The following is a 22,142-nucleotide window of genomic DNA, read 5'->3' on the forward strand; positions in this document are numbered from 1 at the left end:
AAGAGTCCATTTGTGACCTCCAATAGATGTTTTTGTGGATATTAACATTCTATCAAACAGGTCCAGATGGACTTTTATTTTTATAAAGTGTTCAACTTGATTTTACAATCGGCGAATAAAAATCAACACTAAATTAATATTTTTATTATTTTTAGTCAAATTTCCTCGTAATCCTTTGCCAAAGTGATGCATTCAATCTTATCAACTTTATTTTGCAACTCCGAGCTCTTCTCAGCACTAGTTAACAACCTTTGTTGACATTGGTTATAAGGCCACCAAGAAAATTTAAGGCAAAGAACTGCATCAACAGCTAAAACAAATGGGTTACGAACTTTGGACACCATATCGTAAAAATATGACAGGAGCTAAAAAGCACAATGATCATCAATTGATGGCTATTCGCAGAACAATTGAAAGCGACTTTTCGCTTCTGGCCTATTACAATGCCGAGAACAATCGAGCACGTAGTCTGATAGGCTTTCAAAGCCGGTTGGAAATTGCAATTTTGGCTTATTGTCTAGAACGATTTAACTAGCACCACGCGTATACATAGCTATATTTTCTAAAAAATTTCTTCATCTTCATTATCTAAATTGAAGAAAATTACATTAGGTGCTGGTGTAGTCTTTCCAGTTCGTTTATCATACTTGCCGCCAAAATATTCATAACGAAATTTCCCTTTACCAAATGGATCTTCACGGCATAAAAACACAACATAAGCTGCCTTGAATTCTTCTTCAGGGCAATCCAATCTACCGAAGATAATTTCTTCTTGATAGCCATTAGCCACTTCAAGAATGTTTTCACCTGCTCGTTGTGAACCTACTTGGATTATCAAACCATACTTGCTGCGTTTTGCATCCCGTGCGATTACGTGAACCACTGCTCGTTCTCCCAAAGCATTTCCGTTCACGTCATCAAGCGATTGCACTTCTTTGATATCAAGCTCTGGAAACAATCGCTGCACCGCAGAAAGTAATTTATCATTATACTTCTTCAAAATTCCAGCGGTTAAATGGTCCACCATCTCTGCCGACAGTTCGTTGTTTAACATAATAAAACCTCATTCCAAAAAAATAGTAGAGTTTTTCCCCTCTACTATTTATTACGCAAAAAAGGCGTAAAATTTTTTTGAAATTTAGTCTTCTTTTCTGAAAAATGGACTTAATAGTGAGACTAATAAGCCGTAAATGAAGTACCAGCGATAGATATTAGCTAAATCTTGGTTTTGAACCCACAGAACTAAAGCAATTACTGCTAAGACTGCTCCTAAAAAGATCGTTGAACCTAAATTTTTATCGGTAAAAAAGCTAGCGCTGGCGCCTAATGAAATCAATGCGATCAAACTATAAATTACAACAATGACCGGTCCCTTAGTTTGCACGTCAACGTCAAGTAAAGTTGCATCGGTGAATAATTGCCAAACAAGAAAGCCAGCTAAGGCAATACCTGCAAGCAATACGATTAATCTAACAAAAAATGAACCAAATTTTTTCATAAATATGTCCCCTCTAATATGTTCCCATTGTACCAAAAAAGCGCTTGGAATTTCTCCAAACGCTTCTTTGTAATTAAGTATTTTATCAATTAGTCCAAACCACACTTCTTGAAGATATCATCAACATGACGTAAGTGGTAGTGATAATCGAATGCATCATCAATATCTTCTTTAGAAAGGTAGTTCATAATTTCGCTATTTTCAACTAGAGGTTTAAATTGTTTTTGTTCATTCCATGACTTAGCAGTCAACTTTTGGACCATATCATAGGCCTTTTCACGAGAAAGTCCTGCTTCATCAATCAACTTAAGGAGTACACGTTGTGAGTAAATCAAACCGTAGGTACGATCCATGTTCTGGAGCATAGTTTCTGGGAAGACATCCAAGTTGCTCAAAATACGGTTGAAGCGGTGCAACATGTAGTCGATACCGATTGTGGTATCAGGTAAAATTACACGTTCAGCACTTGAGTGAGAAATATCACGTTCGTGCCAAAGGGCAACATCTTCATAAGCTGTAACGACATGACCACGCAATACCCGGGCCATACCACAAAGGTTTTCTGAACCAATTGGGTTACGCTTGTGAGGCATTGCGGAAGAACCCTTTTGACCTGCACGGAAGTGTTCTTCAACTTCATGAATTTCACTTCTTTGAAGTCCACGAATTTCAGTAGCCCAGTTTTCAATACTGGTTGCAATCAAAGCAAGCATTGCGATGTATTCTGCGTGCAAATCACGTGGCAATACTTGGCTAGTAATTGGTTGTTGCGTTAAACCAAGTTGCTTCATAACGCTTGTTTCAATCTCAGGTGGAACGTTAGCAAAAGTACCAACAGCACCTGAAATCTTGCCTGATTCTACCCCTTTGGCTGCGTGTTCAAAACGTTCAATATCACGGTTAATTTCGGCATACCAACGAGCAAGCTTCAAACCAAAAGTAGTAGGTTCAGCTTGCACACCGTGGGTACGACCCATTTCAACAGTGTACTTGTACTTTCTAGCCTTTTCCGCAATGGTTTCCTTTAATTCATGCAAATCTTTTCTAATGATTTCATCGGCTTGCTTAAGCAAAAGTCCTTGTGCAGTATCTACTACATCAGTAGAAGTAAGGCCGAAGTGAACCCACTTCTTTTCAGGACCAAGGCTTTCAGAAACCGTACGGGTGAAGGCTACAACGTCGTGATGAGTAACTTGTTCAAGTTCTGCCACACGTTCTGCAGTAAATTTAGCATTCTTAGCAATCTTTTCTGCATCTTCTTTTGGCACTTCGCCTTGTTCAGCCCAAGCTCTAGTAGCAGCAATTTCTACTTCAAGCCAAGCTGCATATTTATTTTCGTCTGTCCAAATTTTCCCCATTTCTGGGCGAGTATAACGTTCAAGCATAAATTACATTTCCCATGGATTCTTCAAAACAATAGTTTGTTCACGATCTGGACCAACTGAAACAGTTACCAAAGGAACGCCAACCAACTCTGAAACGCGGTTCAAGAATTTCTTAGCATTTTCTGGAAGAGCGTCCCAAGTCTTAACTTGAGTAATATCTTCATCCCAAGCTGGAAGTTCTTCATATACAGGCTTACATCTGTATAATTCCTTCAAACTTGCTGGATAATAATCAATCTTTTCACCATCAAGTTCATATGCAGTACAAATCTTGATCTTGTCAAAGCCTGAAAATACATCAAGCAAGTTCAAGCTAAGGCCATTGATACCAGCAACACGCTTTGAGTGACGCAATGCAACGGAGTCAAACCAACCAACACGACGTGGACGACCAGTAACAGTACCATATTCATGAGCAGTTTCACGAATACGGTCACCAACTTCATCAAGCAATTCAGTTGGGAAAGGACCGGCACCAACACGAGTAGTGTAAGCCTTGCAGACACCAATTACAGTATCAAGACGATTAGCACCTATACCAATACCTGAACAAATACCACCAGAAATAGTATTAGATGAGGTTACAAATGGATAAGTACCTTCATCAATATCAAGCATCACACCTTGCGCACCTTCAAATAAAACTTTCTTATTTTGGTCAAGTGCATCATTCACTAAGACAGAAGTATCAGTTACATACTTCTTCATTCTTTGACCATATTCATAGTATTTATCAAAAATGTCTTCAAATTTAAGTGCTGGCTTACCATAAACCTTAGTAAATAATTCATTCTTTACTTCAAGGTTAGCACGCAATTTTTCTTCAAAGGTGTCTTTTTCAAGCAAATCACAAACGCGGATTCCAATTCTTGAAGCCTTGTCCATGTAAGTTGGTCCAATACCATTCTTAGTAGTACCAATCTTGTTAGCCCCCTTAGCTTCTTCTTGATATTCATCTTGCTTAATATCATAAGGCATAATGATGTGGGCACGATTAGAAATTCTCAAGCCACTAGTATCAATGCCACTCTTTTCAAGATTTTCTAATTCGCCAAACATTACTTCTGGATTGATTACGACACCATTACCAATAACTGTATTGTCCTTGGCTGCAAAAATACCAGAAGGAATTAAACGCATCTTGAAAGTTTGACCATTAATATCAATAGTATGACCTGCGTTGTTACCACCATTTGAACGAACTGCAACTGCAGCATCCTTACTCAAAAAGTCAGTAATCTTTCCCTTACCTTCATCGCCCCATTGGCTTCCTACGACTGCGACTGCTGTCATTTAAAATTCACCTCATAAAAATCTCTATAAATATTACGTATGCTAGTCTAGCAATTAATTTACAAATAATCAATATAAAATCCGAATTATTTTATTTTTAAATTATTTCATAGTTCGATTTTTATATTGACAAACACAAATTATTCCCATATAGTATGTCTCGGTCAACAAACAAGATTAAAGGGAGCAGTTTTAAAATGAGTAACTACTTTAGTATGGAAGCCTTTGACTATGATGATATCCAACTTGTACCTAATAAGGGTATCATCAAAAGCCGTCGTGATGCAGATACCAGTGTCAAGTTCGGAAACCGAACATTTAAAATACCGGTTGTTCCTGCCAATATGGAAAGTGTCATTGATGATAACCTTGCTATTTGGCTAGCCCAAAACGATTATTATTACGTAATGCATCGTTTTGAACCCGAAAAGAGAATTCCCTTCATCAAAATGATGCATCAAAAAGGATTATTTGCATCTATTTCGGTCGGCATTAAAGACAGTGAATATGATTTTATTGATGAATTAGTCAAGGAAAACCTTAAACCAGAATATATTACTATTGATGTAGCTCATGGTCACTCCGTTTACGTGATTAAGATGATCAAGTATATTAAGGAAAAATTACCTGATTCATTTTTAACAGCGGGCAATATTGCTACGCCAGAAGCCGTACGTGAACTCGAAAATGCAGGCGCCGACGCAACCAAGGTTGGTGTGGGACCTGGTAAAGCATGTATTACGAAATTGAAGACTGGCTTTGGTACTGGTGGTTGGCAATTAGCCGCATTAAGAATGTGCAGTAAATCTGCTTCTAAGCCATTAATTGCCGACGGTGGGATTCGTCATAACGGCGATATCGCTAAGTCAATTCGTTTTGGCGCTACCATGGTTATGATTGGTTCAATGCTGGCCGGTCATGAAGAATCACCTGGTAATGTAATCAAAATTAATGGTAAAACTTACAAGCAATACTGGGGCTCAGCCTCTGAGGTTCAAAAAGGTGCTTACAAAAATGTAGAAGGTAAGCAAATGTTAGTGCCATACCGTGGCTCAATTAAGGATACTTTAAAAGAAATGAAGGAAGACTTGCAGTCATCCATCTCATACGCTGGTGGTCGCGATCTTAATTCCATTAAGTTAGTCGACTACGTAATCGTTAAAGACAATATTTTTGATGGTGATAAGTAATTTTAATAAAATTTTTGCATTTTTATTATTTTCCTGTTAAGAATATTACGATAATATAGTATTATCTATCTTTTTTCGATAGAATAATATAGGTCGAGTTATTGTAGGGTAGTCAATAACTCGGCTTTTTTTGATTATTTTTTAAAAACGATTGGACAGAGTTTTAAATTGTGTTATACTAGTTGTCGTTGATGAATGCGCCCTTAGCGCAACTGGATAGAGTGTCTGACTACGAATCAGAAGGTTGAAGGTTCAAATCCTTCAGGGCGCACTTAAAAACGGGAAATGGCTCAGTTTGGTAGAGCACCTGGTTTGGGACCAGGGGGTCGCAGGTTCGAATCCTGTTTTCCCGATAAGTTAACCGCATTTCATTGAAGTGCGGTTTTTTTGTGTAAAAAAATAAGTATTTCCTCGGAAATACTTATCATGCTATGCCCCTTTAGTAGCTCGTCTAAAGATAATCTGTGTATCTGAATCTACATATTTCAATAACGGTAAATCGTAATCTTTAACCTGGGCCAAAACATTTACTTTCTCATTGCATGGCAAATCGCGTTTAGTAATCTCGATTTCGCCCTCATAACGCGGATACAAATGATTATCAATCGTCACGCTGCCAGTTGGTCTAGCATAAATATTATCTTGCGGCTCTGTTGACAAAAACATCTTTTTTCTGCTTTCCTTTAAGCGAACTACGTCACGCGCCACATCTGGACGATTATGCCAATCATTGCCAAACAATTCTGGTATATCAGTATCTAAATGCAGTGTAATTGCACCCTGTTTTTGATAATTAGTAATCGATTCAATTGCATCCCTCGTAAGTTGCGGATCTCCCACAAAAATGTGATCGCAATCATAATCTTTCAATTCTAAGATCGCAGCTAATGGGTTTTCATATCGCTGCTTCTCCAACGTTGGCAATCCTGCAAAAATTGGTCCACGCAATTTGCCATTTCCTGAAATAAAGGCTGCTGTTTTCAAACCATATTGCTTAAGCCACTCATTCTTCTTTTGCATCCAGTGTGCATCAAGACCTGTTTCAGGACGTGGGTAGAAGTTATGTCCTGCTGTTAATTTTTCAAAATTTGCATTGCTATAACGCAGATCATCAATATTTTGTTGCGTAATAATGCTGGCATTTAGAACTATCGGCATTTCTTTGGACAACTTGGCAATAATATCAGTAGAAAATCCATGATCTACTCTAAGACCAGTTAGACTCAAGCTTTTAATTTGCTCAACACTATTGACATTAATACCCAAATCTTGCAGATCATCTGCCGTGACATCTGCAATAATTTTCAAGTCTAGTTTTTGACACCAATTAGTTAAGTCCGCCAGCCGATTTAAAATCGTCTCACTATCAGTATCAGGTACAGCTAGCTGAGTAAAAACGCAGGTAAATCCACTATTGCGCATCGTCAGCAAATAATTGTAATTCTCGGACGTCAAATCGTGTCCTAGATAAACAGAAAATCCTAACATTCTTATTCCTCTAAAATTAATTAATTTCTTTTATTATCTATAACTTAAACGCTTTCCTAAATATCTTACTACATTTTTTGCTTGCTTTTTTCTAAAAAATAATGTTAAATACATATAAACAAATTAAAAAGCGATGAAAAAGACGAGTAAATAATCTAATTCTTTCCAGTGAATTAGTGCTAGTGTGAAACTAATAGACCCTGGATTATTGAAAAACACTTTTAGCAGCTCACCGAAATAACAATCCTTAGAGTAGGTTGAGACGTCTCCGGTACGTTACCACGCCGGTGGAGCATGATAGTGCTTCATGAGTCGGTCTATTAAAATATAGACAATGTGGGTGGTACCGCGGAAAAAAGCCTTTCGTCCCTGTTTTTTTAGGGAGCGAAGGGCTTTTTCTTTGCTCTAAGTACATTAGAAAGAGGACTTATATTATGACACTTATTTTACCTAAAGATTATCACCCAACATTAACTGTGCGCGACACTGAAGCTGCGATTGTATTTATTCGTGAAACCTTCCAAGATAAATTGGCAGAAATTCTCGGTTTACAAAGAATGTCAGCTCCAATGTTTGTCGAAAAGAAAACTGGTTTAAACGATAACTTAAACGGCGTTGAGCGTCCTGTTGCCTTTGACATGAAGGCAATGCCTAAAGAAGATACTATCGAAGTAGTTCACTCATTGGCTAAATGGAAGAGATTGGCTTTAAAACGCTATGGTTTCGGAATGCATGAAGGACTTTACACCAACATGAACGCCATTCGCCGGGACGAAGATCTTGATAACTTCCACTCCATCTATGTTGACCAATGGGACTGGGAAAAGATTATTAGTAAACAAGAACGCAACACCGACACACTTGAAGTTACTGTGATGAACATTTTTAAGGCAATTAAGGCAACTGAAAAGCTGGTTGCTGCACGCTACCCTGGCTCTACTTACCGCTTAGCTGATCACGTTTCATTTATTACTACTCAAGAATTAGAAGATCGCTGGCCTGATCTTTCTCCAGAAGAGCGTGAAGATAAGATTGCTAAAGAAGAAAAAGCCGTCTTTATTATGAAAATTGGTGACAAGTTAAAGCGTAGTGGTGAACCACACGATGGCCGTGCACCAGACTACGATGATTGGCAATTAAACGGTGACTTAGTCTTCTGGTACGAACCTTTACAAAGTAAGCTCGAAATTTCTTCAATGGGTATCCGTGTTAGTGAGGAAAGCTTACGTGAACAACTAAAGAAGGCACATTGCGAAGATCGCGAAAAATTGCCATTCCACCAAATGCTTTTGAAGGGTGAATTACCTTATTCAATCGGCGGCGGAATCGGTCAATCTCGTCTCTGTATGTTGCTGTTAGGTAAGGCTCACATTGGTGAAGTACAAGCTTCTATTTGGCCAGAAGATATGGTTGAAAAATGCGAAGCAGACGATATTAAATTACTTTAAGAAAAATGAACTAAAAAAATCAATTTGCTTTTTGATGCAAATTGATTTTTTATTTTGCTTATTCTAATTTATTTCCGTTCTCTTTTAGAAATCCAAGCCATAATCAATGGTAACAATACAAAGCCAAAGATCATCATGGCAATAGCATACCAGTTAACACCCACAACTTGTCCTGCTGCGTTCACTACGCCAAATTGCGCCTTCCAGTTATATTCAACTAACAAGAAGATTACGATCACAATAGATAAAATCGGCACAATGACGTCAGTCATCACGCTCTTATTAGCCTTTAAAACATCTTCTTTTGCCTTACCACGATAGAACTGAATAACAGCTAGCGGTACTACGATAAAGCCCAAGAATCTAACCATCGCACTTAAAGTAATCAAATTGACCATATTGTATTCAAAAGCCATTGGAATTAAGATAGCTAAGCCAACTGAAATAAAGAAAGTTCTAATTGGGAAATTATTCTTTGTTCTCTTGGTAAGTGCTTGTGACATTTGACCTTCACGTGCCATTGCCTCAAGGATACGTGGTGCATTAAAACTAGATGCCACATTTATCCCAAACATTGAAACTAATGCTCCAACTAAGATGACATCACGTAAAATTTCATTTTTAAAAATTGCTGCAATCGCTACAACTTGCTTAGTCGTCATTAAAGCGCGTGGGTTAAGTATCATCGCTACCGCTACAACGCCGATATAAACTACCGCAATGATTAAAATTGCCAATGGAATTGCTCGTGGCAAGTTCTTTTCTGGATCTTTCATGTCTTCTGAACCAGAAGCTACTGATTCAAAGCCAGTAAAGGCATAAAAGGCGGATACAATCGCCATGACAAAAGTAGTAGTAGTCAAAGTTGACACAATTTTTTGACCATTCTGAGTCAATTGATCTACTTCAGACAAATGACTAGAAGCACCAGTCGTAATTAATAAAACCACCCCAGCAATAATAATTAACACCAATGCAGCCAACTTACCGATCGTGGCTAAATTCATTACATACTTAACTACTTTTTGACCAAACAAGTTGATCACGGTAATAATTGCCATCAAGATCAAAAAGCCAATTGTGACATTTATTGCCTTATTGGGATTTCCGCCAAAAATTGAAATAGTTGACTTAATTACCCCAACAGCCATTACGCCCCAAGCTACACTGGCTGAGAAGTAACGCAGAACTCCCATATAAAAGCCAATTTTTTTACCAAAAGCGGCCTTGGAATAAGCATAGGCAGCACCAGATTTAGTGACATACTTTGAAGCTGCCGCAAACGAAATGGCCAGAATCGCTGCAAAAATTGCCGCAATTAAATATACAACTAAGGCTTTACTACCGGCTTGTTGTACTACACTACCAGGTGTTAAAAAAATACCCGAACCAATAATGGCATTAATTGCTAATAGTACAATTGACCAAAAGCCTAATTTATCTCCTGTTTTTTCATTCATCTATTTGCTTCCTTACTTTGCATTATCAACAACAAACTTAAATAAGTTATTCATAAACGCTACATCGGAATTACGGTGCAACATTTCAGGGTGCCACTGCACGGCAATGACATTACCTTTTTTATTTTCAAGTCCTTCAACCACACCATCAGGAGCTGTTGCCACTGCTTTTAAATCTGGTGCAACGTCTTTAATTAATTGATGGTGGAAAGAATTAACGCGAAATTCAGTTTTACCCAAAATTTCAGCCAATTTACTATCAGCTTCCACTTCCATACTATGAGTAGGCAAAGTTGGCGTATGACCTTGCATGTGTTTCAAAGTAAGTTCTTTTCTGTATGAAAGATCTTGGTAAAGCGTACCGCCATGAGCCACATTAATAATTTGAGCACCACGACAAATGCCGAGTACCGGAATACCATTTTCTTCTGCTAACTTTAACAAGCGCATATCAAAATGATCGCGTTCAGGCCAAGTAGCACCAATCTTTTGCATTGGTTCTTCGCCATAAAAACGTGGATCAACATCATGACCGCCAGATAAGATCAAACCTTGAACATGATTAAGCTGTTCACGAATTACCTCATCATTTTCAGTAAATGGAATAATGTAAGGTACACCGCCATTTTGAACTACTGAATCTACATAGTCTTCGTTCACATAACTACGATGATAACCAGGGAAAATTCCTCCATCGTCAATAATTACAGAACCTGAGATACCGATAATTGGTTTTGTCATTTATGCTCCTCCTTTTGCTTACTTTTTGTATGTAATATTATAGAGGATTTCTTTGAAAAAGTACAATATTAGATTTGAATTGAATACGATAATTTTTGAATATTTCTTATTCTAGTCCCTGCTCAAAGCGATACTGTCGCAATACATATTCCTTGAAAAACGGTAAAGTAAAGGCCACTTCACCATAATTTGTAGATTTGATAACTTGATCATCTAACAAGCGTCTACGATAGTTAGCAACAAAATTGCTTGGACGGTTTAATCTTTCACGGATTTCTTTAATTGAAACACGGTGTTTCGAACTCTGAGCCATAGCTAAAACAAATTTTTTATCTTGTGGAGATAAACTACTAAAAATCTTAGTATAGGTATTCTGATCTAATTCAACCAGATACTCTGGCTTAATCTCATCTAGTAGACTTTGGTCTATCACTTTATTTTCTTTAGCAGCATTCCAGACTAAATAGCCTAGTAATTGAAATGCATAAGAATAACCCATTGTCATTAGTGCCATTTTACTAAGAATGTCTTCTGTTACTTGATATCCAGATTTTTTGAAAACATTATTATAACTAATTTCTACTTGAGCTAGGTTTAAGGCTGATAAAGCTATTCTTTTGCCGCGTAATAAAAAAGTCATTACATCTTCATTTTGTAATTCAGAAATATTTTCAGGTAAACCAGTCATCATTAATGCAACGGGATAGTCTTGCCGGTTTAATAATTGATAATATCCTGCAAAAGCTTTTAGCTCTGAATTTGATTTAACTTCATCTAAAGTAATCAAAACTTTGATCCCTTTTTTCTTTAGCTTATCAAACATATTCGTTAATATTCCCTGATAAGTAGAAAAAGTAGGTTTACTAATATTTGCAGAAAGTTGTAATCCAAATGCAGAAAAATTTACACCTTTAATTGATTCAAAAGCTTTTTGAAATTCATTTCCTGCTTTCATATATAAATTATCAACTAAAGCCGCCATTAAATCAGATCCCATAGCCAAATCTACCGCTATCCAATCTGGTTTTTCTACAATTCTCTTGCTCACTTCCGTTAAAAATGTAGTTTTACCTACTCCTCGCATCCCGTAAACAATCGAAATCTTATACGGACTATTTGGATTATTTATTTCATTAACCACATCATCAATCAATTGACCTCGATGCAAAAAAACAGCGGGAATTCTACCAAAACTAGGATTAAATGGATTGTTCATTTTATCAACTCATCAATTACTCTATCTTTTATGTTTATTATATTATTTTTGTGTATCTTTGTGTATCTCTATGTATCTTGAATTCATTTGTGTATCTTTATGTATCTTACTGCAATAAAAAAGCAGCAGGCCTCTCGCCTACTGCTCAATTTTATTTATCTTTTCGATGTTTCACCACATAAACCAGCGCCGCAATAATCAATACTGCTGCACCAACTGCTACCGAAATTTGCGTCTCCGGATTGATAAACATGAAGACAACAATCACAACCAGCATAATCAGCGCAAAGTAATTTGAATATGGATAAAGTGGCAACTTAAATGGGTGGTTTTCCATCAAATGCGGATTCTTTCGTCTGAAGCGCAATTCTGCCAGCAAAATAACAAACCAAGCTACCATCCCTGGCAAAACAGATGAACTATAGACAATCACGAAGATATTAGCCAATGATTTATTCAAAAATTGGGCCAACACATTAAGCATAAAACCAATGAAAATCCCACTAGTGATCCCAATGATCGCGTGACTAGGCACGATCCTTTTTGAAATATGACCAAAAGTCTTCGGTGCTTCTCCTTCATGAGCTAATTTATAAAGCATCCGACTTGATGAATAAATTCCAGAGTTAGCACCAGACAAAGCGGCAGTCAAAACCACAAAATTAATCACTGAAGCTGCTGCCGTAATCCCTACTTTAGCAAAAGTCGTGACAAATGGGGAGCCAATGCTATCTAATTTATTCCATGGATAAATTGTGACAATCACAAAAATTGCCCCAACATAAAAGATCAAAATCCGCCACAATACTGACTTCACGCTTTTAACAATGGCCTTATGCGGATCAGATACTTCACCAGCTGAAATCCCAATTAGCTCAATTCCTTCATAAGAACCAACAATAATGGCCATTGAGAAAAAGAAGCCCTTGAGACCACCAGTGAAGAAGCCGCCATGATTCCACAGGTTAGAAAAGCCTACTGGATGACCGCCATTACCAAAGCCAAATAGAATTACCGCAAAGCCAAGTAAAATCATTAAGATAATCGTTACAACCTTGATCATGGCAAACCAGAATTCCAAGGTTGCATAAGCTTTCGCACTAGCTAAGTTAGCCACCAGCAAAAATAAAATAATAATTACGCCGGCAGCCCAATCAGAGGTGCCTTTCCACCAAAAGCGCAAATACTCTGTTGTTGCCACCACCTCAGAAATTCCGACAACAATGTATTGAAACACATTTGCCCATTCGGCTAAATAGCCGGCAATTGGATGCACATGCTCTGAAGCATAGTCTGCAAAAGAACCAGTACCTGGATCAACATAAAGCATCTCACCTAATGCCCGCATTACGATATACAAAATAACCCCAACAAAAATATAAGCTAGCAGTACTGAAGGACCGGTCCACTTAATGGTTGAGCTAGCCCCCATGAATAGTCCAACACCAATTGCTCCTCCAAGTGAGATCATTTCCATCTGTCCGGCTGTCATCGACCGCTTTAATTCAGGTGCTTTCTTCGCCATTTCCAACTCCCTTTCTTTAGCATCTGTAAAAATTTCCTAGGAAATATATCTATTCTCATTTATCTTTAATCACTATACCTTATCATTTTTTCGAACAAAACTGTAGCTGATCGCTAAAAAGATTGCAAATAAAATCGAAATAATCAAAGCCAGCTGCGTTGATTTGATAAAGAATAATAAGATTAAAATACCAATGTAAAAGGCAAGCGTAAGCCAGCTAGTTACTGGGTAGCCCGGCATTTTAAAGCTGCCTAAATTCTGCTTATTCTGTTTGCGATAAACAATATGTGCTGCCATAATCATGATCCAAACAATCACAAAACAAATCGTTGAAACAGTTGAGACAACGGAGAATATTTCTGCTGGCATTAAATAGTTTAAGGCAACTACTACAAATAAAATTAATGAAGAGGTCATCAAAGCGTTCATTGGAATTGCTTTTTTGGTCAATTCACCTAGTCTTTTAGGTGCATGGCCGTTACGTGCTAATGAATAAAGTGATCGACTAGTTGAAAAGATTGCACTATTAGTCGCTGACATAGCTGCAGTCAAAACGACAAAATTTAAAATCCCTGCAGCCGCTGTAACACCGATGCCGGTAAAGACCTGGACAAAGGGACTTGAAGTAGTTGTAATGTGATTCCATGGATAAACAGACATAATTGCCAACATTGAGCCCACATAAAAAAGGCCGATTCTAACTGGCAAAGTGTTAATTGCCTTAGGAATATCCTTTTGCGGATTAGCTGTTTCACTAGCAGTTTGACCTACAATTTCTACCCCAACAAAGGCAAAAACAACCATTTGAAATGATAAAAGAAAGCCCCAAATCCCAGTTGGGAAAAAGCCACCATGATTAACTAAATTAGTTAGTGAAACATAACCGCCCTTTACATGCGTATGAAGTAACAACATTACAGCACCGGTAATGATTAAGACTACAATTGCCATTACCTTAATCATTGAGAACCAACTTTCCAGTTCACCAAATAATCCGACATTTACCATGTTAATCAACATCAATAAGATCACAATTACTAAAGGGCCAACCCATTGCGGTAGCCACGGAAACCAGTATCTTAAATAAATTCCTGTCGCAGTCAAATCAGCCATAGCTAAACTAAGCCAGCAAGCCCAGTACATCCAGCCCGCTACAAATTCGGCACGCTTACCTAAATATTTTTTGATTGATTCTAAAAATGAATGACTATCAGGATCGGCTAAAATAAGCTCTCCTAAAGCACGCATCATAAAAAAGGTGATAATCCCTACGATTAAGTACGACAAAATAATTGAAGGGCCAGCACTATGAATGGCTGAACCAGAACCTAAGAATAGGCCAGTACCAATGGCTCCCCCTATTGCAATCATTGTTACGTGACGACTCTTAAGCCCGCGTTTTAATCTCGGCTTCTCATCCATAATTACTCGCACCTTCCTCAAAATAAAAAATGGAGCGGCATGTTTTTTAAATGAAACATGTTGCTCCATCAAGTTTGCTTTTTTTGAATTATATAGTCTTATGCCAATTCATGCAATTATTTTTTATCTAAAAAAGATATTCCCTTAGGAATATCTTCATTATTAGTAAACTTTAAATTGGTTCAACGGCCAGTAACGTACTTTAACTACGCCAACGATACTACTACGCTTAATGGTTCCGATATAACGGCTATCCTTAGAAACGCTCCGGTGATCACCCATTACGAAATATGTTCCTTTCGGAATGCGCCCAGTATCCTGCACATATTTAATCTGCGCTCTAGTAAAGTATTGCTGGTAAGTCCGCGCCCGCATCAGTGACTGCATAGTAAAATTCTGAGTCTCAGAATAAAATGTATCTGAGCCATTATCAATTAACTTCGTTCCTTGTTTCAACCAAGGTTGAGCAATCTTTTTATTATTAATGTAGATTTGATTATTTTTGCTGACGATTTTTTCACCAGGCAAACCAATAACACGCTTAATGTACAAAGCACCTGGTTCATCTGGGGCTTTAACAATGACCACTTCACCACGTTTGATTTGTGCATGACGTTCCGCAATCAATCGATCACCATTTTGAAAGGTTGGTTGCATTGATGGACCAGACACCGTATCGTTGCTCAAAACGAAGTGGAAGAGCAACATATAAACGCCAAATAAAATACCCCAGATAATTAAGATATCTAGGAAAAACTTACCCCATGATTCTTTTTCTTCTTTTTTTTCAGCCATAATTTTCTCCATTTTGTCTTTTTTCACAGTTTACAACTTTATGAAGAAATTGCCAAATCAATAGGAAGCTAGAGCAACTGGGCTACTTAATTAGTCAACTCTAAAATTTGCCCATATTTTTGCTTATACTCGTCACTTAAATTATGCTCAATGTCGATTACAGTACCTTTGAAATCAACAATTAACTGAAATATAGTCTGCATACTTTGATGATCTAATCCCGACAAGGCCTCATCTAATAATAAAATTGTCTTCTTTCTTAATAATGCACGAGCTAATTCAATTTTACGCTTTTCACCTCCAGAAAGATGGACTCCATTCTCACCTAATCTAGTATCCAGTCCTTCTGTTGAGGCAAATTTATCCAATTCAACCTTTCGTAAGATTGCAATCATGTCTTCATCAGAGAAATCTTCGCCTAATGTCAAATTAAAGCGCAAGCTTTTTGAAAAAATAAACGTATCTTGACTAATGATACCAGTTTGATGCTTCAACTCATTATCATTTAACTTAGAATTAACTAGAATTTCTCCTGAAAAGAGTGGTATTTCATTTAATAAAGTTTTGAAAATTGTTGACTTTCCCACACCAGATGGTCCCTCAATCATCACATGACTATTACCTTTAACAGCAAAATTAATATCTTTTATCAATGCATGATCATACCCAAAACTAGCGTGATCAAATTCAAGTAAAAGATCCTTAGATAGATTTTGATAAGTTAAATTATTAATTTGCTGCTGCTTAGATTTATCAATCTCTGCTTCCAAAAGTGGAGTGGACGAATTAATCTGATTCAAGAACTGAACAGAACTCAAAATAGGACTCGTTACCCTATCGGCTGCCAAATATAGCGAAATAAAGGCACCAACTGTGATTTGACCATTCATAATAAACAACACACTAACTAATAGGGCAATAATTGTTGAAATCACATAAGTGGTATTTGATAATAAACGTGAAGTTTCTTGATGCAAGTTCATTTTAAAATACGCATTTTCTTCTTGCTTAAGCGAATGTGTAATTAGCTTTTGCATCTTAGCTGTAACGCCATAATTATTAATCAGATGAAAACCTTTAACTCCTTCCGAAACTTCTAAGTTATACTTCTTATATTTAGCGGACCACTTCTTGGTTCCCTTTTCTAGCCATTTTTTAGTAAGCCTGGGAACAACCGTTGGTAAAAAACCACAAACAAGGTAAACCAATGCTACCCAAGAATTAATATAAAGAATATAGATTAAAGTGATCAATGCTTGCTCAAAGCAATAAATTACCATTACTACCGCATTGATAAACTGATTTTCAATTTGCTTTACATCTACATCTATAAAGGAAATTACTTTCGATTCATCGCGATTATCACTGGCAGTAATAAACTTATCATAAGCATCTGCACGCAATTTGGTATTAGCAACTTGAATAATTTTTAAATTAAAATATTGCCAAAACCAAAAAGCAATATTAGTAAATGTCATTGCCACAAAGAAAAGTGCAATAACTAACCAAACTCGATTAAATTGACGTTTTGTTAAAATATTCGTAAGAATTCCCATAACGGCGGGGGAAATAATGCCATCTAAGCCAGTAAAACCGCTAGCTATAACTAAGCCTAGCCACAAAGATGAGTGCCCTTTAAAAATATCTCGAAGATATATAAATTTTTGCTTCATAATTATTCCTCATTGAAGATCTTTTTTAATCATATTCAATACCGCTTCTTAAGTAGTTACTTACAAATCAAAATGAATTCCTTAAAAGAGCTTCTTTATTATCGTCTAAACAAAGATAATGAAGAATTAATTTTGTTTATAGTTTCCTTACCTGAGGTACTTAATCTGCCTAAAGTATCTCATAATTTTTCTGAACTTTTTCACCGAATTAAAAGCTTATAATTATCTTATTTTTTATATTTTTATAATACTCTTATTTTAATTTCAGATCAAACAACTTTGCAGAAATGCAAAACTAATTCAATTTCTGCACAAAAAGAGGATATTCCCTAGGAAATATCCTCTTTTTCTTTATTAACTATTAATTAATCTTATTTTTTATCTTCGGCTTTAGTTTTGTCTTCCTTAATTTTTTCTTCAATCTTTGGAGAAATATCGAAGATTGCTTCACCGTTTAAGTACAAGTGCTTGTCATCTGCAGTGAATTCAAGCTTCTTAGTTTCAGGTTTTCTCAGGATCAACTTAGCAGCTGGAGTTTCAAGATTTTGTTCAACTACTCTTCTAAGTGGACGAGCACCGAACTTCTTGTCGTAGCCCTTTTCTGCCAAGAATGCCTTAGCTTCGTCTGAAACTTCTACCGTTACACCCTTCTTAGCAAGAACATGAGACATCTTCTTCAAGTAAATGTTGATGATCCTGCCCATGTCTTGTTCAGTAAGTGAGTTGAATGGAACGATTGCGTCCAAACGGTTCAAGAATTCAGGTCTGAAGTAGTTTTCAAGGGCTGAGATTAACTTGTCTTGGTCAACCTTGCCATCTTCAAGCAACTTGTCTGAGAAGCCGGCGTTTGAAGTCATAATCAAGATAGTATCCTTGAATGAAACAGTTCTACCTTGTGCGTCAGTCAAACGACCGTCATCCATAATTTGCAATAATGCGTTGAAGACTTGTGGGTTAGCTTTTTCAATCTCATCAAATAAAATCAATGAGTATGGTTGGTGACGAACCTTTTCAGTTAATTGACCACCTTCACCGTAGCCAACATAGCCAGGTGCTGAACCGATCAACTTGTTAACTGCCATTTCGTCTTGGTATTCACTCATGTCCAAACGGATTAAGTGTTCCTTGTTACCAAATAATTGAATTGCCAATTGTTTAGCAAGTTCAGTCTTACCAACACCAGTAGGTCCAGTGAGTAAGAATGAACCAGTAGGTCTGTCGCTGTCTTTGAAGATTTGCTTACGAGCAATAGCGTCAGTAATTACATCGATAGCTCTGTCTTGATCAATAACATTCTTCTTAAGTTTCTTAGCTAAGTCCAAGTTCTTTTGAGCTTCATCAGCGTGAAGTTCACTCATTGGGATCTTAGTCTTTTGTTCAATAATTGCGTAGATGTCTTTTTCAGTTACTTCTGGAGTATTCTTAGAATCTACATTCTTAAGTTGTTTCTCAAGTTCAGCAATCTTACTCTTAATTTCTGAAGCCTTGTCGTAATCCTCTGCCTTAGCAGCTTCAGTCTTCTTAGCTTCAAGAGCTGAGATTTGGTTCTTTAAGCTCTTTTCATCAGTTGGTTGTACAAGCAATGCCTTCTTAGCACCAGCTTCATCCATCAAGTCGATAGCCTTGTCTGGTAAGTAACGGCCTTGAATGTATCTTTCTGATAATTCAACAGCTAATTTAAGACTGTCGTCACTGTATTTTACGTGGTGGTAGTCTTCGTACTTCTTCTTTAAGCCTTCCAAAATCTTAACAGCTACATCAGTAGATGGTTCTGGAACTTGAACAGCTTGGAATCTACGTGATAAAGCTGGGTCTTTTTCAATTCTTTGGAATTCACTAGTAGTAGTAGCACCAATTAACTTCAATTGACCACTTGCCAAAGCTGGCTTCAAGATGTTAGCAGCGTCACCGTTGTTGTTTTCTGAATCAGTAGAACCAGCACCTACAATGTTGTGTAATTCGTCGATGAATAAAACAATGTTAGGATCGCTCTTAGCCTTGTCGATAACCTTCTTTAATCTTTCTTCAAAGCTACCACGAAGACTTGAACCAGCAACCATGTCATTGATGTTTACTGAAATAATGTGCATGTTAGCCATCTTAGCTGGCACATTGCCTGAAGCAATTCTTTCAGCTAAACCTTCTACAATAGAAGTCTTACCAACACCAGCAGGTCCGATTAATACAGGATTATTCTTCTTACGTCTTGATAAAATTTCAATAACGTTATCAATTTGTTCGTCACGACCAATAACTGGGTCAAAATTATTCTTCTTTGCTTCTTCAACTAAATCTACGCCAATTGGTTTTTCATTTGGTTGTTGTGGGGTTTGTTGAATGGTTTGAGGAGCTGAACTCATATTGCTTGAGTAATTAATAGGAATTGAACCTGAATTACCGTTGCCACTTCTTCTGCCAAAGTCGTCATTAAAGAATGAGCTGTTCAATTCGTTAAATAAGTTGTCAAAATCATTGTCAAAGTATGCCATATCTGCAAACACTCCCATCATAAACTTGATTTTTAGCACTCAAAGCATTTAAGTGCTAATTCATTACATTTATAAGTATAGCAGGTTATCCACAGATTACAAGCATAGATTTAAAAGTTTTCCACATTTTTCTTTTAATTTGTGATGTTAATCTAAAAAAGTAATAAAATCGTTGATATATAAGTGTTTATATTGCTTCACAATATATAAAGATTTTATTAAGAAGGATGAAATTATACGCTTAAAGGATTATTGGGTGTAAAAGTTTTCCACAGGATGAATGTTAATCCTGCTCATTTTGTCCATTTTTATCGTTATCTGACTTTTTTCCTTGTCGCGATATTACTTGATTATTCTTATTCTTAATTGGTTCTAATAAATATTGTTGAATAACCTGGACTACTTGTTGATTTTGAGGCAAATCAGAGTGATCAGCCTTATCACCAGTGATTGTCATCGCAGTATAACTCTTTACTTGCTTTTGAAAAATATACTTTCCTGCTGCAACGCTAGCTTCTGGGACGATCCCATCTGACTCATAATTTTTGCCTCCAGATACAGAATACACCACTAAGCTCTTAGGGAGTCTATTTTTGCACTTAATAAAATCTTCCAGCATTTGCGTTTTATGGTTCATATTCTTTTCGCTAAAATTATACGGCGTCCCTACTGTCATTAAACGCTTCATGGTAATTTCATCCGAATAAGTTGAATAATAGTGTTCTAGCCAGTATGTCCAAATTAAACCACCATTAGAATGGCCAAAGGCCTTAAAATTATTAAATTTATAGTCCCATGAAATAGCTTCAAAGGCTTCATCTAACCATCCTGCTTGTTTTTTGATATTGCTATAACCATCTTTATTGTTTTTAAAGCCAATAATAATAAACGGCTCATTATCATTTTTATTAATTGAGCCCGAATACGACAGATTACCATTAGTTGAAACGTTGATTTTCAACACGCTATGTTTAGTTGGAGTGTTTTGATTTAATAATTTAACCAACTCATTAAAACGTTCAGTAGTCGCACTGGATCCAGGCACCATGATTACCGGTGACAAGGCAGATTTCATTCTTTGTGCACGAGCTTGGTTATCTTTTTCCATCCATTTATAACCAGGAATAGCGAAAACCATAACTACTAATAAAACAAGGGCAATCCATTTTAAATTAGGATTTTTAAGCAGTTTGTTGGCCTTTTTCATATTCATAAGCTTTAAGTTTCCTTTCTATCCTTTGTCCCAATAACGAAATAGGTATTAACATCAAAATATCTAAAATAAATAAACAAATAGAAAAGACTAAATTACTCCAGTTGCCGTTAGAACCGAAAAACGAAATAAGAATTCCTGGGGTCCCTTTTAATACTGGATAAACACATGGTGTAATAATATGAAGAAAAATTGCTAATGAAGCAATCATGATGTTAATTACAGGGATCAATACCATAGGTAAAAAGAGCACGGGGGTTAAAATAATTGGCATCCCTATCATGAACCCCCACGTAGAGTTAAATGCTGCAGGCAATAAATTAGCCTTGGCAATATTCTCTGTCTCTTTATTTTGATGTGACAATAAAATGATTACTATTAATGCTAAAACAACGCTAGCACCGCCCATTGCACCGTAAGGATAAACAAGCGAACTACCTAAAAACTTATAAGGAACATTCCATGAACCGCCATGTTTTAATGCATAATCGAGGTTAACAGTAGCTGTCCCGCTTGTAAGTGCTGCAGCCGTAGATAAAGAAGTTAAAGGATAGCCAATCCCAATCCAACTAAGCAGCATAACGACAAACGCCAATGCAATAATTTCAAATATATTGTTGGAATTTTGGATTTGAATAACCAATTCTTTAAAAGTACTGGAGCTCAATATCTTGATTTGCAATTCATAAATAATAATCCCCAAAATCATCCCCGCAATAATAGATACAGATGCAGGCAAAAGCGCATTCCAGGCCCGAGTTCTAACTCGGTGAACATGTTCAAATTCTACAGGCTGGTGATTTTTACCTAACCAATGGAAAATTTCACCAACTGCATATCCCACTAGTAACGCAAGTAACAAAGCATTAATTTGCAATACACTAGATGAAAACATTGACTTATTACTAAGCTTATTTCCCACATTACTTGCATACGCACAAAACATAATTATCATTACTGCAGTCATACCAGCTAACGTAGAATCTTTATGATATAAACGTGCTGTATAACGTGCCGCAAAATATGCCGCATATAAACCAAATAATCCAAAAGTTACCCGCACAAAGCCGTTACAAATAAATGAACCGGCATACCATATTTTGTCGGGCATAGTTGAATCAAAATTCAGGATATTATAAATAAAACTGTCTGGTGAAAAAACAGCATCACGTAGCAACTTAAAATAAGAACCAATAATTGCAATTGGCATCAGCATCCCCAAAGTTCGCTGAAAAATTCTAAATATTGGTAATCTTCTTATGATAAGAATAAAGTTGGTTATTCTCTCTCCCATAGCTTTTCCCTT

Annotated in this window: 17 protein-coding genes, 2 tRNA genes, 1 pseudogene and 1 other annotated feature; of the genes and pseudogenes, 5 read left to right on the forward strand and 15 right to left on the reverse strand. The window is 36.7% G+C overall.

Features of this window, described 5'->3' with window-relative positions; all coding sequences use genetic code 11:
• Positions 1-289 precede the first annotated feature (289 nt).
• A pseudogene (locus CP357_RS02400) lies at positions 290-535 on the forward strand (transposase); the annotation flags it as partial.
• 27 nt (positions 536-562) lie between these two features.
• Here CP357_RS02400 and CP357_RS02405 read toward each other — a convergent pair.
• From CP357_RS02405 to CP357_RS02420, 4 genes are all read right to left on the reverse strand, one after another.
• Complete coding sequence (locus CP357_RS02405) at positions 563-1,054, reverse strand: hypothetical protein (protein WP_098036457.1); 492 nt, start codon at positions 1,052-1,054, stop codon at positions 563-565.
• An 84-nt stretch (positions 1,055-1,138) separates the two neighbouring features.
• Positions 1,139-1,498 (reverse strand): hypothetical protein, encoded by a 360-nt coding sequence (locus tag CP357_RS02410; protein WP_098036458.1) that lies wholly within the window; start codon positions 1,496-1,498, stop codon positions 1,139-1,141.
• Positions 1,499-1,587: 89 nt separating this feature from the next.
• Positions 1,588-2,883, reverse strand: a complete 1,296-nt coding sequence (gene purB, locus CP357_RS02415) for an adenylosuccinate lyase (RefSeq protein WP_098036459.1) — start codon at positions 2,881-2,883, stop codon at positions 1,588-1,590.
• Between the two features lie 3 nt (positions 2,884-2,886).
• On the reverse strand, positions 2,887-4,176 hold the full coding sequence (locus CP357_RS02420) for an adenylosuccinate synthase (RefSeq protein WP_005720011.1): 1,290 nt from the start codon (positions 4,174-4,176) through the stop codon (positions 2,887-2,889).
• Between the two features lie 197 nt (positions 4,177-4,373).
• Here CP357_RS02420 and CP357_RS02425 point away from each other — a divergent pair, with 197 nt between their 5' ends.
• The 3 genes from CP357_RS02425 to CP357_RS02435 all read left to right on the forward strand — a co-directional run bounded on the left by CP357_RS02425 (position 4,374) and on the right by CP357_RS02435 (position 5,719).
• The gene (locus CP357_RS02425; protein ID WP_013087027.1) at positions 4,374-5,366 is read left to right on the forward strand and encodes a GMP reductase; all 993 of its coding nucleotides are present in this window, start codon (positions 4,374-4,376) and stop codon (positions 5,364-5,366) included.
• Positions 5,367-5,563: 197 nt separating this feature from the next.
• A tRNA-Arg gene (locus CP357_RS02430) sits at positions 5,564-5,637 on the forward strand.
• 8 nt (positions 5,638-5,645) lie between these two features.
• Positions 5,646-5,719, forward strand: a tRNA-Pro gene (locus tag CP357_RS02435).
• Positions 5,720-5,795: 76 nt separating this feature from the next.
• On the opposite strand, the gene CP357_RS02440 is transcribed toward CP357_RS02435, so the two are convergent.
• The gene (locus tag CP357_RS02440; protein WP_005720009.1) at positions 5,796-6,854 is read right to left on the reverse strand and encodes a DUF871 domain-containing protein; all 1,059 of its coding nucleotides are present in this window, start codon (positions 6,852-6,854) and stop codon (positions 5,796-5,798) included.
• A gap of 124 nt (positions 6,855-6,978) precedes the next feature.
• Positions 6,979-7,228 (forward strand) — a binding site (T-box leader).
• A gap of 60 nt (positions 7,229-7,288) precedes the next feature.
• Here CP357_RS02440 and asnA point away from each other — a divergent pair.
• Entirely contained in the window at positions 7,289-8,302 is a 1,014-nt protein-coding gene (asnA, locus tag CP357_RS02445; RefSeq protein WP_065990223.1) for an aspartate--ammonia ligase, read from the forward strand.
• A gap of 68 nt (positions 8,303-8,370) precedes the next feature.
• Here asnA and CP357_RS02450 read toward each other — a convergent pair whose 3' ends face one another.
• The 10 genes from CP357_RS02450 to CP357_RS02495 form a co-directional block, all read right to left on the reverse strand.
• Positions 8,371-9,762, reverse strand: a complete 1,392-nt coding sequence (locus CP357_RS02450; RefSeq protein WP_065990222.1) for an APC family permease — start codon at positions 9,760-9,762, stop codon at positions 8,371-8,373.
• 12 nt (positions 9,763-9,774) lie between these two features.
• On the reverse strand, positions 9,775-10,503 hold the full coding sequence (locus CP357_RS02455; RefSeq protein WP_005723688.1) for a gamma-glutamyl-gamma-aminobutyrate hydrolase family protein: 729 nt from the start codon (positions 10,501-10,503) through the stop codon (positions 9,775-9,777).
• Between the two features lie 106 nt (positions 10,504-10,609).
• Positions 10,610-11,719 (reverse strand): ATP-binding protein, encoded by a 1,110-nt coding sequence (locus CP357_RS02460; RefSeq protein WP_065990220.1) that lies wholly within the window; start codon positions 11,717-11,719, stop codon positions 10,610-10,612.
• Positions 11,720-11,870: 151 nt separating this feature from the next.
• On the reverse strand, positions 11,871-13,244 hold the full coding sequence (locus CP357_RS02465) for an amino acid permease (protein WP_065990218.1): 1,374 nt from the start codon (positions 13,242-13,244) through the stop codon (positions 11,871-11,873).
• A 72-nt stretch (positions 13,245-13,316) separates the two neighbouring features.
• Complete coding sequence (locus CP357_RS02470; RefSeq protein WP_005721860.1) at positions 13,317-14,666, reverse strand: amino acid permease; 1,350 nt, start codon at positions 14,664-14,666, stop codon at positions 13,317-13,319.
• A gap of 162 nt (positions 14,667-14,828) precedes the next feature.
• On the reverse strand, positions 14,829-15,461 hold the full coding sequence (lepB, locus tag CP357_RS02475) for a signal peptidase I (protein WP_061205060.1): 633 nt from the start codon (positions 15,459-15,461) through the stop codon (positions 14,829-14,831).
• Between the two features lie 86 nt (positions 15,462-15,547).
• Complete coding sequence (locus CP357_RS02480; protein WP_065990215.1) at positions 15,548-17,134, reverse strand: ABC transporter ATP-binding protein; 1,587 nt, start codon at positions 17,132-17,134, stop codon at positions 15,548-15,550.
• Between the two features lie 371 nt (positions 17,135-17,505).
• Positions 17,506-19,623: an ATP-dependent Clp protease ATP-binding subunit gene (locus tag CP357_RS02485; protein WP_098036460.1), complete on the reverse strand. Its 2,118-nt coding sequence runs from the start codon at positions 19,621-19,623 to the stop codon at positions 17,506-17,508.
• Positions 19,624-19,906: 283 nt separating this feature from the next.
• Positions 19,907-20,836 (reverse strand): alpha/beta hydrolase, encoded by a 930-nt coding sequence (locus tag CP357_RS02490; protein WP_098036461.1) that lies wholly within the window; start codon positions 20,834-20,836, stop codon positions 19,907-19,909.
• The gene (locus CP357_RS02495) at positions 20,805-22,130 is read right to left on the reverse strand and encodes a PTS transporter subunit EIIC (RefSeq protein WP_098036462.1); all 1,326 of its coding nucleotides are present in this window, start codon (positions 22,128-22,130) and stop codon (positions 20,805-20,807) included. Before CP357_RS02495 ends, CP357_RS02490 begins: the two co-directional genes overlap by 32 nt.
• Between the last annotated feature and the right edge of the window lie 12 nt (positions 22,131-22,142).

The organism is Lactobacillus sp. UMNPBX6 (assembly GCF_002553975.1).
GTDB classification, from domain to species: domain Bacteria; phylum Bacillota; class Bacilli; order Lactobacillales; family Lactobacillaceae; genus Lactobacillus; species Lactobacillus gallinarum.